This window comes from Microseira sp. BLCC-F43 (genome assembly GCF_041929235.1).
In the GTDB taxonomy this organism is placed as follows: domain Bacteria; phylum Cyanobacteriota; class Cyanobacteriia; order Cyanobacteriales; family Aerosakkonemataceae; genus Microseira.
Map to the genome: position 1 here is coordinate 25,743 of NZ_JBHFNP010000040.1, position 14,115 is coordinate 39,857.

17 protein-coding genes and 1 riboswitch are annotated in these 14,115 nt (G+C 46.6%); of the genes, 5 read left to right on the top strand and 12 right to left on the bottom strand.

The window, feature by feature from the left end; translation table 11 throughout:
• Positions 1-106: 106 nt before the first annotated feature.
• Both ACE1CM_RS06610 and ACE1CM_RS06615 read right to left on the bottom strand, forming a co-directional pair.
• Positions 107-1,312 carry a sensor histidine kinase gene (locus ACE1CM_RS06610; protein ID WP_374876608.1) on the bottom strand — a complete coding sequence of 402 codons (1,206 nt, stop codon included), beginning with the start codon at positions 1,310-1,312 and terminating at the stop codon, positions 107-109.
• Positions 1,313-1,333: 21 nt separating this feature from the next.
• On the bottom strand, positions 1,334-2,029 hold the full coding sequence (locus tag ACE1CM_RS06615) for an alpha-ketoglutarate-dependent dioxygenase AlkB (protein WP_374876609.1): 696 nt from the start codon (positions 2,027-2,029) through the stop codon (positions 1,334-1,336).
• 88 nt (positions 2,030-2,117) lie between these two features.
• Here ACE1CM_RS06615 and ACE1CM_RS06620 point away from each other — a divergent pair, with 88 nt between their 5' ends.
• From ACE1CM_RS06620 to sipA, 4 genes are all read left to right on the top strand, one after another.
• Positions 2,118-2,534 (top strand): Spy/CpxP family protein refolding chaperone, encoded by a 417-nt coding sequence (locus ACE1CM_RS06620; protein WP_374876610.1) that lies wholly within the window; start codon positions 2,118-2,120, stop codon positions 2,532-2,534.
• 157 nt (positions 2,535-2,691) lie between these two features.
• Positions 2,692-3,198 (top strand): Coq4 family protein, encoded by a 507-nt coding sequence (locus ACE1CM_RS06625; protein ID WP_374876611.1) that lies wholly within the window; start codon positions 2,692-2,694, stop codon positions 3,196-3,198.
• A gap of 265 nt (positions 3,199-3,463) precedes the next feature.
• Positions 3,464-3,535: riboswitch (cobalamin riboswitch) on the top strand.
• A gap of 58 nt (positions 3,536-3,593) precedes the next feature.
• Positions 3,594-4,589 carry a sirohydrochlorin chelatase gene (locus tag ACE1CM_RS06630; RefSeq protein WP_374876612.1) on the top strand — a complete coding sequence of 332 codons (996 nt, stop codon included), beginning with the start codon at positions 3,594-3,596 and terminating at the stop codon, positions 4,587-4,589.
• Between the two features lie 135 nt (positions 4,590-4,724).
• A complete protein-coding gene (gene sipA / locus ACE1CM_RS06635) occupies positions 4,725-4,973 on the top strand; it encodes a regulatory protein SipA (RefSeq protein ID WP_374876613.1) in 249 nt (82 codons plus the stop codon).
• A 336-nt stretch (positions 4,974-5,309) separates the two neighbouring features.
• Here the strand turns inward: sipA and ACE1CM_RS06640 are convergent, their stop codons facing one another.
• The 10 genes from ACE1CM_RS06640 to argF all read right to left on the bottom strand — a co-directional run bounded on the left by ACE1CM_RS06640 (position 5,310) and on the right by argF (position 13,297).
• Positions 5,310-6,068 (bottom strand): HEAT repeat domain-containing protein, encoded by a 759-nt coding sequence (locus ACE1CM_RS06640; RefSeq protein WP_374876734.1) that lies wholly within the window; start codon positions 6,066-6,068, stop codon positions 5,310-5,312.
• A gap of 61 nt (positions 6,069-6,129) precedes the next feature.
• Entirely contained in the window at positions 6,130-6,681 is a 552-nt protein-coding gene (locus ACE1CM_RS06645; protein ID WP_374876614.1) for a GNAT family N-acetyltransferase, read from the bottom strand.
• 23 nt (positions 6,682-6,704) lie between these two features.
• A complete protein-coding gene (locus ACE1CM_RS06650) occupies positions 6,705-6,953 on the bottom strand; it encodes a hypothetical protein (RefSeq protein WP_374876615.1) in 249 nt (82 codons plus the stop codon).
• Positions 6,954-7,320: 367 nt separating this feature from the next.
• The gene (locus ACE1CM_RS06655; RefSeq protein ID WP_374876616.1) at positions 7,321-8,469 is read right to left on the bottom strand and encodes an RNA-guided endonuclease InsQ/TnpB family protein; all 1,149 of its coding nucleotides are present in this window, start codon (positions 8,467-8,469) and stop codon (positions 7,321-7,323) included.
• Complete coding sequence (locus tag ACE1CM_RS06660; RefSeq protein ID WP_374876735.1) at positions 8,411-9,001, bottom strand: IS607 family transposase; 591 nt, start codon at positions 8,999-9,001, stop codon at positions 8,411-8,413. The genes ACE1CM_RS06655 and ACE1CM_RS06660 overlap by 59 nt, the downstream gene beginning before the upstream one ends.
• A gap of 368 nt (positions 9,002-9,369) precedes the next feature.
• On the bottom strand, positions 9,370-9,876 hold the full coding sequence (locus ACE1CM_RS06665; protein ID WP_374876617.1) for a Spy/CpxP family protein refolding chaperone: 507 nt from the start codon (positions 9,874-9,876) through the stop codon (positions 9,370-9,372).
• Between the two features lie 26 nt (positions 9,877-9,902).
• Positions 9,903-11,183, bottom strand: coding sequence for an AmpG family muropeptide MFS transporter (locus tag ACE1CM_RS06670; protein ID WP_374876618.1), 1,281 nt, complete (start codon positions 11,181-11,183; stop codon positions 9,903-9,905).
• A gap of 77 nt (positions 11,184-11,260) precedes the next feature.
• On the bottom strand, positions 11,261-11,902 hold the full coding sequence (gene lexA, locus ACE1CM_RS06675) for a transcriptional repressor LexA (RefSeq protein WP_374876619.1): 642 nt from the start codon (positions 11,900-11,902) through the stop codon (positions 11,261-11,263).
• Positions 11,903-12,107: 205 nt separating this feature from the next.
• Complete coding sequence (locus ACE1CM_RS06680; RefSeq protein ID WP_374876620.1) at positions 12,108-12,275, bottom strand: hypothetical protein; 168 nt, start codon at positions 12,273-12,275, stop codon at positions 12,108-12,110.
• Positions 12,276-12,376: 101 nt separating this feature from the next.
• Positions 12,377-13,297 carry an ornithine carbamoyltransferase gene (gene argF, locus ACE1CM_RS06685; protein WP_374876621.1) on the bottom strand — a complete coding sequence of 307 codons (921 nt, stop codon included), beginning with the start codon at positions 13,295-13,297 and terminating at the stop codon, positions 12,377-12,379.
• A 195-nt stretch (positions 13,298-13,492) separates the two neighbouring features.
• On the opposite strand from argF, the gene ACE1CM_RS06690 reads away from it, so the two are divergent.
• Positions 13,493-14,110, top strand: a complete 618-nt coding sequence (locus ACE1CM_RS06690; RefSeq protein WP_374876622.1) for a Uma2 family endonuclease — start codon at positions 13,493-13,495, stop codon at positions 14,108-14,110.
• Positions 14,111-14,115: the final 5 nt, after the last annotated feature.

Here is a 14,115-nt window from a genome sequence, read left to right on the forward strand (position 1 = left end):
TGGCTAATGGCTAATGGCTAATAGGTAATGGCTAATGGATTAATTACCAATTACCAATTAGCAATTAGCCATTACCAATTACCTATTAGCAATTACCAATTACCAATTAGCAATTACCAATTAGCAAAGGAAAACTTGCTGTAATTCTACATCCCTGACGCAGGGAAGTTTGAATTTCCAATTGACCGCCCAGTGACTGGGTGCGTTCGCGCATTCCTTGCAGTCCAAAACCCGTAGTATTTTGTTTTAAATTAAAGCCTTTGCCATTGTCATCAATTATCAGATATATGTCGGTTGAAGTTGTCATTATTTGAATCTCTACATGAGTCGCTTGGGCATGTTTGCAGATGTTAGTTAAAGCTTCTTGTAAAATGCGATAGATGGAAACCTTTAATTCAGCGGGAATCGAATTAAGCAGATAAATACTGCAATTTGGCAATACACCCGTCGTAGAATGAAAAGATTGAATCAAATGCGCGATCGCTTCCTGTAAATCCCTCCCCTCCAACGGATCGGATCGCAACTTCGAGACAGACTCCCGCACTTCTCTTAATGCCGTTGAACCCAATCTTTTTGCTTCTCCCAAAAAATACTCGGCTTTAGTAGGATGGGATCGCCACAATTTTAAAGCGGTTTCGATTTGCAAGTTTAAAGCCGTGAGAGAATGCCCTAAAGAATCGTGAATATCGCGGGCGATGCGGTTACGTTCTTGTAGCGTTGCCATATCTTCAATTTTTAAAGCATATTTGCGAAGTTCAGCATTAGCAAGGGCAAGTTCTTCCCGACTTTGACGTTCGGATAATACCGCATTGACCAATAAAAATAAAAATACCAAAACCAGTCCAAAAAACATAGCAAAACCCAATAAAATAAATTCTAATCTTTCTGGGACTGCGGGGCGAAGCGGGAAAGTGAAAGTCTGAAACCGATAAATTAGCGTCACCAGAAATAACACAAACGCTAACACCATAATGGCCAAGCATTTCCCTTTCCCAAAAATCAAGCAACTGCGGAGAGTTAAAATTAAATATAAAACTGGAAACAGGCGAATTCCCCCCACTATTGATGCTGCTAAAATTATGCTGATTTCGACAAGAGTATAGACTAATTTATCGATTCGCCCTACCTGGGGTAATTTTAACCCCAATATAAACAAAGAACCCACACAAAATAGATTTAGCAGCGACAACCGAGGCAATTTGTCAACTGGATCTGGCAGCAGTTCCGTTAGCGCCACGATAAACAGCAATATCCACTCAAGATATAGCAAAAACAGAATTGGATGCGTTTTAATTTCAATATATCGACTCATAGCAATTTTAGATTTTATATTTTAGTCGGATTGTTCGGACAAACGCACTTTTCTAAATGTTAGAGAAACTCTTCTATCTCTGACAAATTCCCTACCTTGATACTTATCGGTTTTACGGGGGACAATGCCGTGTTGCCACTCATAGCGGGCGGCGCCTTGCCGGATAATTATACTTCTAGGCATTAATAATACTGGAATCTTTTCCTTTGTTTTAGCATGAGTAAATTCCATTACACAAGTACCTCCCAAGCTAAGTGAAATAATTGTATTGCCAAAGCAAGGTACGCAGTCGATGTGATTGGCAATCCCTTGTCCGGGTTGGTATTCGTTTACGATCGCTTGGTCTGGGATTTTTTCCGTTAAACCTTCGAGATAGAATTTTTGGGCGATATCCTGCGCCCAATTTGGCAAAGTCCCCAAGTTCATCGACGGATCTAATAAACGCTTTTTGTAATCATATTTATATCCGTAATGTTGCACCTTTCGTTTTAATTGGGTAGACCAGATTTGTTGGTCAATCGTCAACAGCAATTGTTCTGCTTGCGATGCATTAATATAATCTGGAATGTAGGTAAAACCTGGAATATTTGCATTATCAGCCAAGAGGCTTTGTAAATCTAATTCTTTTACATCTGCGGATAACATATATTTTTCCCATCCTGTGGCGGATACCTGACCCATGACAAAAGTCATGGTAGGATATCTTACTTTTGTCATGGTTAGATTTGTGACTTTTTTCTCATGGAGTTAAACGTCTGATTTTTTACGATTGAGACATCAAAGCAAAGTCAAGGAGAAAAGCCAAATGAAACGCCAATTGATTTCAATGGTAGCTGCAACCGTTGTATTCGTCATTCCTTTCACTGCTTCTGCTGTCCATGCCTCACCCCTGACGCCATCTGAAATGCTACCGCCAATGCTATCGGGGATCGAACTAACCCAGAAACAAGAAACTCAACTCGCTCAAATCCGCAGCCAAACTCGCGCTCAGATGGAGAGCATTTTAACATCAGAACAGCAAAATCAGTTGCAAGCGGCGTTAGCACGAGGTGAGGGGATGCGGAATGCGTTCGCATCCATCGATATTTCCCCCGAACAGAAAACCCAACTGCGAACAACCTTTGAGTCAGTTCGCACCCAGATAGCCAATATTATCACCCCCGAACAGCGGCAGCAAATTCGGCAAAATGTCCGTTCTCTAATGCAGCAACAAACTCAGTAATCAAATTGGTGATGGGTCAGTGAAAGTAGCAAATGACCCATAACAAATTAATCAATCTCATCGGTTAGCAATGAGGACTAAAGTCCTCATTGCTGGAGAGTTAAGGACTTCAGTCCTTACTACAAACAAGCCTATAATTCTAAGAACTGAGAAAATTATGAACTCTTCTGTTACTGCACCCAACCCTACTCGCTTCGTTCCAGTATTTTTAGATTTACTTGATCGCACGTCGGAATTGCTGGGAAGAAACGTGCCACAAATTGTAGAAATTGAGCAGTTGCGCCAGCTGACTATCGGCACTTTTGGACGCAGTTTAGCCGACTTTCTCGACCAGAATAACTTACAACCTTTCACAACGGGGCCGCGTCGCAAACAATTGCACGATGCCGTTCACGTCCTCACGGGTTACGGCACCGATCCGATCGGCGAACTGGCAGTTCAAGCATTTTTACTCGGTTCCAAGTTTAGACTCGGTCACCTACTGATCGGAGTTGGACTTTTAAGAATTATCCAAAAACAAAATCGCTCGCTAAATATAAGTTGGGATGCTTTATGGCCTGCCTATCAGCGGGGGCGAAATTCTCAGCTTGATGTGGGAACTTGGCAACCAGAATTACTCTGGGAAATGCCGTTAACCCAGGTACAAGAGTTATACCAAGTTTAAGCGTGAGCAAGCGATCGCTTAGTGCAAGCGATCGCTCCTACCTTGATTAATCAATCAGGACTTACACGCACCCATCGGGGTTTCTATGAAAAATTGTTGAAAAGGAAACTATGGATCTAGGTCGAAACAAAGGTGATGGCAACGCCCTTGCGTCAGTCCTATCAATCTAAAATCCAAAATCTAAAATCTAAAATCTTACCCCCTCCCCCGGATTCTGGAATTCAATTTATCCGCTAAGATAACAAGGCAAACCCAAAGGTAACACAATAGGGAAACGTCGGTGTAAGTCCGAGGCTGTGCGGCAACTGTAAGCGAGCGATCGCGAGCCAGAATACCTAAATGTTACCCGTAACCTCTAATTTCCTGCCTTGCACGGGAAAGGAGCTTTAACCTAGATGCAAACTGTAGATCCAACCAATCTTACCGTACCCTCCCAGTTACTACCTCCCCTACCCCTACAACGTCCGCTATTGATCATCGGTCACGGTACCAGGGACAATGATGGACGGCAGTGCTTTTTAGATTTTGCCGCTGCTTATCAAGCATTGGACTATTCGCGCCCAGTAGTGCCTTGTTTCTTGGAACTCACCGGCCCTACGATTCAAGAAGGGATCGATCGCTGCGTAGAACAAGGCTATACTGACTTCTCCGTGCTGCCAGTGTTGTTATTTGCCGCCAGACACAATAAGTTTGACATTACCAACGAATTAGACCGGGCAAAGGCGAAATATCCCCAGTTAACGTTTCACTACGGGCGGCATTTTGGGATTACACCCGGTATTTTAGATTTGTGGCGCGATCGCCTCGCCGCCCTAGACCATCCCCATATTGACAGAAAAGACACAGTTGTGCTATTTGTCGGCAGAGGTTCCAGCGACCCCGATGCCAACGGCGACGTATACAAACTCGCCCGTATTTTATGGGAAGGCAGCGGTTACCTCACCGTCGAAACTTGTTTTATCGGCATTACCCACCCCCGTTTAGAAGAAGGTTTCCGTCGCGCCCGACTTTACCAACCTAAGCGTATTATCGTCCTGCCCTACTTTCTGTTTACAGGTCTTCTGGTGAAAAAAATCTTCGATATCACCGCCCAACAACAGGAACAATATCCCGATATTGCCATGACCTGCTTACCAGAAATGGGACTGCATCCCCAACTATTTTCCGTCATGCGGGAAAGGGAAATCGAAACCCAACTGGGACAGGTACAAATGAACTGCGAAATGTGCAAATTCCGCTTAGCAGCTGTTAGCAATAGTAACGGTCACAGTCACAGTCACGACCACCATCACCATCACCACGACCACCATCACCATCACCACGACCACCCACCAGTTGACCCCTATGCCAATTTAGAAGATTACCATCACAAAATTTGGCAAGCACCCTAAGTAAATTTAGATTAGGTAATAGGTAATGGGTAATAGGTAATAGGGAAGCTTTTCACCCATTACCTATTAGCAATTAGCAATTAGCAATTAGCAATTAGCAATTAGCAATTAGCAATTAGCAATTAGCAATTAGCAATGACCAAACAATTTACCGTTGGCGATAAAGTCCGAGTCGTAGCACTACCAGCCTACGTTAAAACAGCCGAACCGATGCCGATGCTGCGTCCCCCCGATGTGATTCGCATTGGGGAAGAAGGTATTATCCTGGACAGGCGACCTGGGGGGTATTGGGGAGTTCGCTTCGCTAAAGGAGCCTTTTTGATGGAAAGCCAATATATTGAGAAGGTATCCGTCACCCCCCAAACTCACCAGTCTGACGAATAAGACGCAAAGAAAGGGAGACGCAAAGAAAGGGAGACGCAAAGACGCGGAGAAAGGCAGGACGGGCTTTCTCCAGATCGAAGCATCCGGCGCAGAGCAAGCAAATTTATTCGTGGATAATAAAAAAATTTTCTTGTTTGAATCCCTTGACTTTAGACAAGGGATTTCTCCGCGTCAGAGCCTCCTTAGCGTCAGAGCCTCCTTAGCGTCAGAGCCTCCTTAGCGTCAGAGCCTCCTTAGCGTCAGAGCCTCCTTAGCCTCCTTAGCGTCAGAGCCTCCTTAGCCTCCTTAGCGTCAGAGCCTCCTTAGCCTCCTTAGCGTCCTCTTCAAGCCGACCCATCAGATTAACTCTTCTTGTTGCATCGCTTCAATCAGTTGCAACCCGCGAGGATCGCCAACTCGCAACAGGGAGGCTTTGGCGTCTTCTCGCACTCCCATGTCTTCGTCTTCTTCCAAAACTTGAATTAGGGCGTCGATCGCACCGGCATAGACTACGTTAGAGGGAAGTTCGCGGCACAGTTGCCCCAACGACCAAGCGCAGTTACTGCGAACTGCTGCTACTGGGTCTTGGATTAAAGCTTCAATCACCGGGGGAACGGCTGCTACAACGGCATCGTAGCCTAATTCTGCCATTTGGGCTAACCCACTAGCTGCCCACAGTCGCACGGCGGAAATATCGGTTTTGAGGGCATCGAGCAGGGGGGCTAAGGCGCGGCGATCGCGGCAATTTCCCAATGCCCAGACTACTCCCTTTCGCACGTAGCCGTTCCAGTCGCGGTTTAACTGGGCGATCAGCGGCTCAACTGCATCCGGGCTGGGATTTCGTCCCAAAGCATAAGCAGCACTTACCCGCACCAACGGACAAGCATCCGTCAACAAGCGAATCAGATGGGGAATAGCCCGTTCGTCCTGAATTTCGCAAAACGCTCGCGCTGCGATCGTTTTTTGTGGCGTGGCGCCAGACTCCAGTAACGCCAGCATCGCATCTGGATTGGGCTTTGTCTCTTCCGGTTCGGCATCGAGCGCATCTAGCGGATCTAAAGGACTGTCTAGATCGGCATCCGGATCGATTACGCTCAGGTCATCTTCGTCATACATATAAAGTAAAATTACCATCACCTGGGACCTGATGCCACCTGACTTTTGAGGGGAAATCTTATCAATTTATCGATTTAACCATCAAAAGCGACTCAGTTTGGTAGCCTAGCTGCTGATAAAGATTTACGGCGCCTTGGTTGGATAGAAACACTTGCAGGCTAATTTGGCGATCGCCTCTCGCCCTAGCCCAATCTTCAGCATGATGCATCAAAGCCGTGCCGATGCCTTTGCGGCGGTGTTCTGGCGCGACGTAGAGCAAAAAAATGTGGGTGTGGCGGGATCCTTTTAGCTGATCGACGGCGTTACCGATCCAGAGGGAAGCGATCGCTCTTGAACAGGTGAGCTCTTGAGCTCTTGAGCGGGTGAGCTGGTGAGCAGGTGAGCGGGTGAGCAATACTGCTTCCTTATCTTCCTTATCTTCCTCGTCTAAAAATTCTACCCACCAAAGCGGCGTATCTTTGGACAAATATTGCTCGACTGTTTGAGCTAGATGGGAAAAATCCCTTTCTGGGTCAAACTCTTGGTAAGTTTTTTGCATAAACTTTACCAGCATCGCCCGCTCTAAACTCGATCCGCTGCGAAGCTGGTAGCCCGTTGGTAGCAAAATTGACATACCCTATAGGTAATTGCTAATTGCTAATTGGGTGAGGTAACCGATGGCTGGGTTGCTACTGGTTCAGCCGCTGGTGCTTCAACTTGGGGTGCGGGGGCTGCCAGATCGGCTGGTAAAAAGATGCGGGCGCTGACTGCTACGAGCGCAACCAAAAACATTGCCACAATTAAAAACGGAAAAACATACTGACGCAAGAAAGCCATTGTTCTAGCAGTTGGAGGGAAATAATTTTTGTCACCATTTGTGACGTACCACACACTGACGCTTCGCATACAGAGTGGGCTTCCCGTTTCATCCGCCGTTGCCTCCACTCCGCGAGCAGAATATTGGTCTTACACAGCGTCCGCAGCTTTGGATCGCGTTTCCGTGTCCCTTACTGGCATACAGCCTGCACTGTATCCGGGCAGACTCCCTGCGCCCCAAGGAGTGTGATTGCTATTCGTCCTTGTCGTATGGCTTGCTCATAGCTTCCAGTGACGACTCGGCTTTCCCAGCGACAATCTTTCTGTGGTAAGCGTCGTTACGCTAATGTGACCTGTCTGGTAGAGAGGCTGGGAGGTCATCAACCCCATCAAAATCATACCAGATTTTCTGGCTGCGTTGGTCAGAGATTGGTGTTTCTTCACTGTACTGATACATTTACGCGACACAATACGGGAAATCCCCGGATAATGCAGCGATAGCAACACCATCCGAATTGATGGTGAAGGCGGTATCCCGCAAAGCTCTGAGCATAAAGCCCAAAGCACCATTCATATCTCGCGGCAAAACATGACCGCATTCAGGGCATTTGAAGACCTTGGAGCCTCCCAAGGAGTGATGAATATGACCACACTTTGTGCAGGTTTTTGAGGTATAAGCCTCTGAACCATAAATCACAATCCTGTTGGTCATCTCTGCTTTTTGGTTGAGGAATAACTCAAATCGGTAATGCGCCCAAGTCAGCATTGACCTAACTGTTTTGGCTCGAATCTTTCTTCTGACTTTGGCAACCATTTGGGAAGTCTCGAAAGTCGGAAGAAATATGACGCGATAATTATCGGTTAAGTAGTGAACGATTTGCTTGTGAGCCTCATCAATCAGGTTACGAATTTTGTTCCGCATCCGATGAGCGGCTTGGCGCATCCTTCGGCGTTGTTTCCGACCGGCTTTCATCATTCGACTCATTAAGTTGTCGAGATGCTGGCAAAGTCGAGTAATTCTCCCGATATCACCAGAGCCAAACTCAATAAACCTGTGTCCATCAAAGCCTGTCAAAAAAGTTCTTACCCCTGGATCTAAGGCAATAATTCCATCGGAGTCTTTTTGCTCAACTGGTATCTCTTCAGGAATGATAGCAAACCATCTTCCCTTGGAAAATGTGAGCTGTGTAGCATTTGAGCAAGCTTCAGTAATTTGCTCAGCTGCGACAAACTTAAGTTTTTTTGTTAGCTTCGGATACCAGCAACCTGACCTGAAATTACAATCGTTAAACTTAATGGTTTGTTGGGTAGATCGACAGCTTCTAAATTTAGCATCAGCACTGGCTTTATAAGCCCGATCGGCATCAAATACAGCATTTTGCCTAATATGACAAGGCGTTTCCTTAACCCATTCTGGTAAGTCTGATTGCATAATAATGTTCCTTAGCTTTAGCTTACCAATTCGTTTATTTTGCCGTTGATAAGCAATTGCTTGATTGAAACAGTATCGGCAGGCTGCTAACCATTTGCGCCATAGTTTGTTAAGTTCAACGCTTGGGTAAATCCGGATCTTCTTGCATCTGAGTCTTGTACTTGCGGAGTCCATAAAGCCTTGAACTGAAGCAGTGAAGAATTGCGAGGATGTCCTCAACCATTTCTTCTTGCGGAGAGAGACTTGTTTCGTTGAGAACCACGAGTTCGCACCCGTTTTGTTCGCAGAACCATCGAAACAAGTCAAATCCGAACCTTGCCAGTCGGTCTTTGTGAGCGACCACAAGACGCTTGATATCTCCTGACATGATTCGCTCCAGTACGGCAAGCATCTTTTTCCGTTTAAAGTTAAGACCTCCTCCGATTTCTGAGATGACTTCTCCGTCTGGGTATTTAGAGGTGAGATATTCAACTTGTCGGTCAAGGTCTGGTTTTTGGGCGCGAGAACTGACTCTGGCATAGAGAATGTCTGCTCTGGTGTCCAGTCCAGATCTAGCTCTAGCTGTGTAGCCTTCGACGTTGTACCGCCTCTGCTTCCCTTCTGTCCAGATAGCTTCGATTTTTCCTTGCTCGTGCCAGCGCCGGAGCGTTCGTTCGTTGACTCCAAGGATTTCGGTCGCCTCCCTTGGGGTGACATATTTGACAATAGTGGTATCCTCAACTCTTGGGTTAATTGTACCACTATGTCCGGGGATGTTCGCTTAATAGGAGATTAAATTCGCGATCTTGACCAATGTGAAGCTTAGCTTCACATTGGTCAAGAGTACAGTTCATTAACAACGCCGTGGCTTTCATCCCACACCAACCTTGCGGTATGGTGTGGGGCTTCCCACCGAATTAGCTAATAGTAGAAGAGAAATGGTTTTTACAGCGGTTTTCAATTGGCTGCGACGCCACGTTGTAGGGAAGATTGAAAAAACCAGGGCTTACGTACCACAAGACCAAACATGGTAGGGAACATTCAAAAAACTTTGCCCAAAGCGAAAAGACTTACTCATGCCGTGCCCCTACCGCCCTACTGGGAGGGTTGCTGGCGACGCTGGGGTCTTTGTTGCCGCATCTGTTCCAGCTGCTGCTTCTGTTCTGCCGTCAGGACAGCATCCATTTGTCGTCGGGCTTCTTGCCGAATGGCTCTCATTTGAGCCTTTTGCTCGTCAGTCAGGGTCAAATTTGGCCTCCGGCGCTCTTGTCTTGCACGCTGAAGTTCTGCTTGCTGTTCTGAGGTGAGAATCCGATCGATCTTGGCTTTGGTTGATTCTCGAATTTGCCGCATTTGGCTTTGTTGCTGTTCGGTGAGGTTGAGGCGTCTGCCCCATCTTTCACCTCGCCTCTCGGCTACCTCAGCAGGGAAGGCAGAAGCTGCTTCGGTGAAGACAGGTAGCACGGGGGAAGCTGCAAGTGCTAAAGCTAAAGCTCCAGGTATAACCAGGTGTAGTTTCTTCATCAAGTTAGTTTTGCTTGAAGTGGTAGATTGCGATCGCAACGATGCAGGCATCGTCGATCGTGTTGTTGGTTTAGACACCTACCAAGAGTGAAAGGTTCAAAAAACTACCGATCGATTTCATCATCCAATCCTGGTCTAGGCATGGGTGCTGTTTCGGCTTTCCAAGGCGCAACCACTGGTAGCAAAATAAACGCTGGTACAGCGGCGGCAATCGTAATCAGGAAAAATACGGGCCACCCGGTGGCTTTTTGTAAAAAGCCAGAAGGCGATACCAAAATATCGCGGCTGAAAGCCATGAAGCTGGTGAGCAAGGCATATTGAGTAGCAGAATAGCGCTGGTTGCAAAGACTCATTAAATAAGCCACAAAACCCGCTGATGCGATGCCGCCGCAGAAGTTTTCCACGTTGATGCCCAATACCAATAACGGATAATTTTTACCCGCGACGGCGATCGCAAAGTAGCTGAAATTACTCAAAGCTTGCAGTGCGGCAAAGATCCAAAGCGAACGATTAATGCCCAGCTTGCTGACCATCGATCCGCCCGCTAAAGTTCCGACAATTGTCGCAATTAAACCCATCCCGCCCCGAATCGCGCCAATATCGGTTTGGGAAAAGCCTGTGTTGAGCAAAAACGGCGTAGATAAACTACTAAGTAAGGCATCAGCCAGGTTGTAGAGGATGGCGAACAATAAAGTTAAGACGCCCAACAGTAAACCATTGCGCTGAAAAAATTCTCCAAATGGCAATATTACTGCCTCTGCTAACGAGGCGGGGCGATTGTGGTCTAAAACTGGTTCCGGTGCAAAAATAGTAGCCACGATCCCGATTACCATCAGCCCCGCCATTAATAGGTAAACGATGGGCCAAGGCATTTGATCCGCTAGGATGAAGGCTACCGAACCCGTAACTAAGACGGCTATGCGGTATCCTAAAACGAAAACGGCAGCACCGGCTCCCATTTCTAATTTTTCTAATACATCGGTGCGATAAGCATCGGCAGCAATATCTTGGGTAGCACCAAAAAAGGCTATAACTACGGCGTTGATAACTACAAGTTGCAACGCTTGGGCAGGTTTTTGGATTGCCATTGCCGCGATCGCGATCGCTAACACAATTTGGGTTAGAATCAGCCAGCCGCGACGACGCCCCAAAAATGGGGGCACAAACCGATCCAGCAACGGCGACCAAACAAACTTTAACGAGTAAGGTAAGGCTACTAAATTAATCAGCCCAATCGCCGTAATATCGACGCTTTCTTTCGTCATCCACGCTTGCAGGTTGCTTCTAGTCAACAAAAAGGGCAACCCCGATGAAAAACCCAACAATAAAAGAGCCGCCATTTTGCGACTCTCAAATACTTTTAACCAAGATTGAACTGCTTTCAAACGATCCTCCCTCTAGAGATAACTCGGTAACATGGAGCGATCTTCCCACAGGAGAGAGCCTTTATCCGGAGGTGTACTTATCGCGGCGATGAAGTGGTAGCTGCTTTGATCGGCGCTTCTAGCCGACGCCAGACGCCAACTAATACGCCTTGCACCTGAACTTGGTCGGCGGGTGCTTCAATCGGCGGATATTTGGGATTGGCGGGTTTGAGGATAACTTTCTCTCCCCGTCGGTAAAACCGCTTCAGCGTTGTACCGTGTCCTTCTACCCTAGCCGCCACAATCGCGCCGTTTTTGATTTGACTGGGTTCTGATACGGGTTGCATGATTGCCATATCTCCATCGGCGATGCGATCTTCGATCATGCTGTCACCCATAACCCGCAGCGCAAACGATCGCGGCGGGAAGAATAAACTGGAAAAATCGAGTCGTTCTACCGTGTCGGTATGGGGTTCGACCAAACCACCTGCTGCGATCGCTCCTAAAACCGGAATTCCTCCTGTGCTTTGTTTTAAAATCCGAATTGTACGGGCTTGCCCATCTGTCCAATCAATGTATCCTTTAGAACGCAAATGTTCTAGACGACTCTGAACCGGGGCGGGTGACCTTAAGTTCATCGCCCGCATCATTTGCCGGATCGAAGGTGCATGTTGATGTTGGCGAATGTAGTCTACTAGCCAGTCGTAAAGTTCTTGTTGAGCTTCTGTTAGGGATTCCATAAATGTTCGTTAGAAATGGTACGCGAGTTTTTGGAGGCGGGTTTAAGTCTGAATCTGGGCGATACAAACGAACTATATCTGTAAACCTGCCTCCCCGTGAAGGCGAGAGTTAAAACTCAAAACTCTTCTAGAACATTCGTACTATTAAAACCCTATATTTGTCTAGTGGCTAATTGCTAATTGCTAATTGCTAATTGCTAATTGGTTATGCTGCGATCGCAAGTCGTTGATAGGCAAAGAAACCGGGTTTCTGGGTAGCTCTCTTGGCATAGAAACCCGGTTTCTGGCCTCGATCGCCAGGAATTAGGCAAAGAAACCGTTTTTCATAGAAACCCGGTTTCTGTTCTCGCGCTTCAACCGGTTTTGATCGCACCGATTAGACTGCGACCACATCTCTTGTGGAGTAGGCATCCTGCCTGCTTGTGAGTTTCTTTTCTCTTGAGGTCTAATGGTCATGGGTCAAAAGCACAGGATCTAATCTGCGCCAAGCAAGCTAGCAAGCAAAGCTTTTTGTGCGTGCATTCGATTTTCGGCTTGATCCCAAACTCGCGATTGGTTTCCTTCGATGACAGCATCGGTAATTTCTTCCCCTCGGTGTGCGGGTAAGCAATGCAACACAATCGCCGTTTTGTCAGCTAAACTCAACAATTCATCGTTTAATTGATAAGGTTGAAAAACGGGCATCCTTTGATCGGCTAAGTTTTCTTGTCCCATGCTTGCCCAAACGTCGGTGTAAAGGACTTGAGCGCCTTTAGCAGCGGCAATCGGATCGGTGGTTATTGTCACTTCAGAACCACCATTAGCGATCGCAACTGCCTGTTCCACAATTGACCCATCTGGTTCGTACCCAGACGGTGTAGCAATTCTGACATTGATCCCCATCAGCGCGCAGCCCAACAACAGCGAATTGGCGACGTTATTGCCATCGCCGAGATAAGTTAAGGTGACATCGGATAGGGAACCAAAGCATTCCTGCACGGTGAGTAAATCTGCCAAAATTTGACAGGGATGTTCGCGATCGCTCAAGGCATTAATTACCGGAATTTTGGCATAATCGGCAAAAGTTTCCAAATCTTTGGGATCGAAGGTACGAATTGCCACAATATCGAGGTACCGATCCAACACCCGCGCCGTATCGATTAAAGGTTCGCCGCGACTGACTTGGGTGACGTTGGGATTTAAGTCGATTACCTGTCCGCCTAACTGATACATGGCGACGGTAAAGCTAACCCGCGTCCGGGTGGAAGCTTTCGAGAACAACAGACCCAGAATTTTATTGCAGCGCCGATTGACTGTTCCTGCTTTCATTTGCGCTGCCAATTCCAAAAGTTCGCCGACCTCGCTGGCGTTTAGGTCTGCCAGACTTAATAAATCTCGTCCTTTGAGTGTTTCCATACTCATCTCTGGTGAAGTTTTGTGCGATCGCGCATGGCAGCAACCTACCGCGCTACAAAAAGACTGTGTTAAAAACCGTACCAGATTTAATTGCGCTTAGTCTTGCGTTTTCCTCTGCCTCTCCCTGGAAGCTGCTTAGAATGGTAGAAGCGATATGCACACCCTTAGCACTCGCGTTCGCATCTTGACAAAACTATGCAAGTAACACAACGGCAATATTACACCCCAGAGCAATACCTGGAACTAGAAGCAGCTGCCGACTACAAAAGCGAATACATTGACGGACAAATCATACCTATGGCAGGCGGAACGACAAATCACAATCGAATTGCACTCAATCTTAGTGCTTCCCTAAATTTTGCCTTCAGACAGCAAGATGACGAAGTCTTCATGGGGGATGTTCGTTTGTGGATACCCAAGCGGCGGATTTACACCTACCCAGATGTGATGATTGTCCCTGGGGAACCAGAGTATTTCAATAACCGTACAGATATAATTTTAAATCCACATGCGATAGTAGAAGTTTTGTCGAAATCCACCAAAGGATACGACCGGGAAGACAAATTTGAAGCTTACCGAACAATAGAAACTTTTCGAGAGTATCTATTAATCGATCAAACCCGCATTCGAGTAGAACAGTATTCTAAGACCGGGAACAAGCGATGGGAACTTTGCGAATATGATGAAGAAGATGAAGTCATCGCCTTAACCTCAGTTCCCTTTCAAATTTCCCCAATCGATTTGTACAACAAAGTAAAGTTTGAACAAATTGAATCACAAAGCGAGCTTTCTGATTCTGAGGAATTAGGTTAAAGCTG

Coding starts and splice junctions, on each gene's coding strand:
- ACE1CM_RS06610 (WP_374876608.1), bottom strand. CDS start 1,312: ATGAGTCGATATATTGAAATTAAAACGCATCCAATTCTGTTTTTGCTA.
- ACE1CM_RS06620 (WP_374876610.1), top strand. CDS start 2,118: ATGAAACGCCAATTGATTTCAATGGTAGCTGCAACCGTTGTATTCGTC.
- ACE1CM_RS06655 (WP_374876616.1), bottom strand. CDS start 8,469: ATGGACTCCGCAAGTACAAGACTCAGATGCAAGAAGATCCGGATTTAC.
- lexA (WP_374876619.1), bottom strand. CDS start 11,902: ATGGAATCCCTAACAGAAGCTCAACAAGAACTTTACGACTGGCTAGTA.
- ACE1CM_RS06625 (WP_374876611.1), top strand. CDS start 2,692: ATGAACTCTTCTGTTACTGCACCCAACCCTACTCGCTTCGTTCCAGTA.
- ACE1CM_RS06645 (WP_374876614.1), bottom strand. CDS start 6,681: ATGTCAATTTTGCTACCAACGGGCTACCAGCTTCGCAGCGGATCGAGT.
- ACE1CM_RS06615 (WP_374876609.1), bottom strand. CDS start 2,029: ATGACAAAAGTAAGATATCCTACCATGACTTTTGTCATGGGTCAGGTA.
- ACE1CM_RS06630 (WP_374876612.1), top strand. CDS start 3,594: ATGCAAACTGTAGATCCAACCAATCTTACCGTACCCTCCCAGTTACTA.
- ACE1CM_RS06650 (WP_374876615.1), bottom strand. CDS start 6,953: ATGCGAAGCGTCAGTGTGTGGTACGTCACAAATGGTGACAAAAATTAT.
- argF (WP_374876621.1), bottom strand. CDS start 13,297: ATGGAAACACTCAAAGGACGAGATTTATTAAGTCTGGCAGACCTAAAC.
- sipA (WP_374876613.1), top strand. CDS start 4,725: ATGACCAAACAATTTACCGTTGGCGATAAAGTCCGAGTCGTAGCACTA.
- ACE1CM_RS06690 (WP_374876622.1), top strand. CDS start 13,493: ATGCAAGTAACACAACGGCAATATTACACCCCAGAGCAATACCTGGAA.
- ACE1CM_RS06640 (WP_374876734.1), bottom strand. CDS start 6,068: ATGTATGACGAAGATGACCTGAGCGTAATCGATCCGGATGCCGATCTA.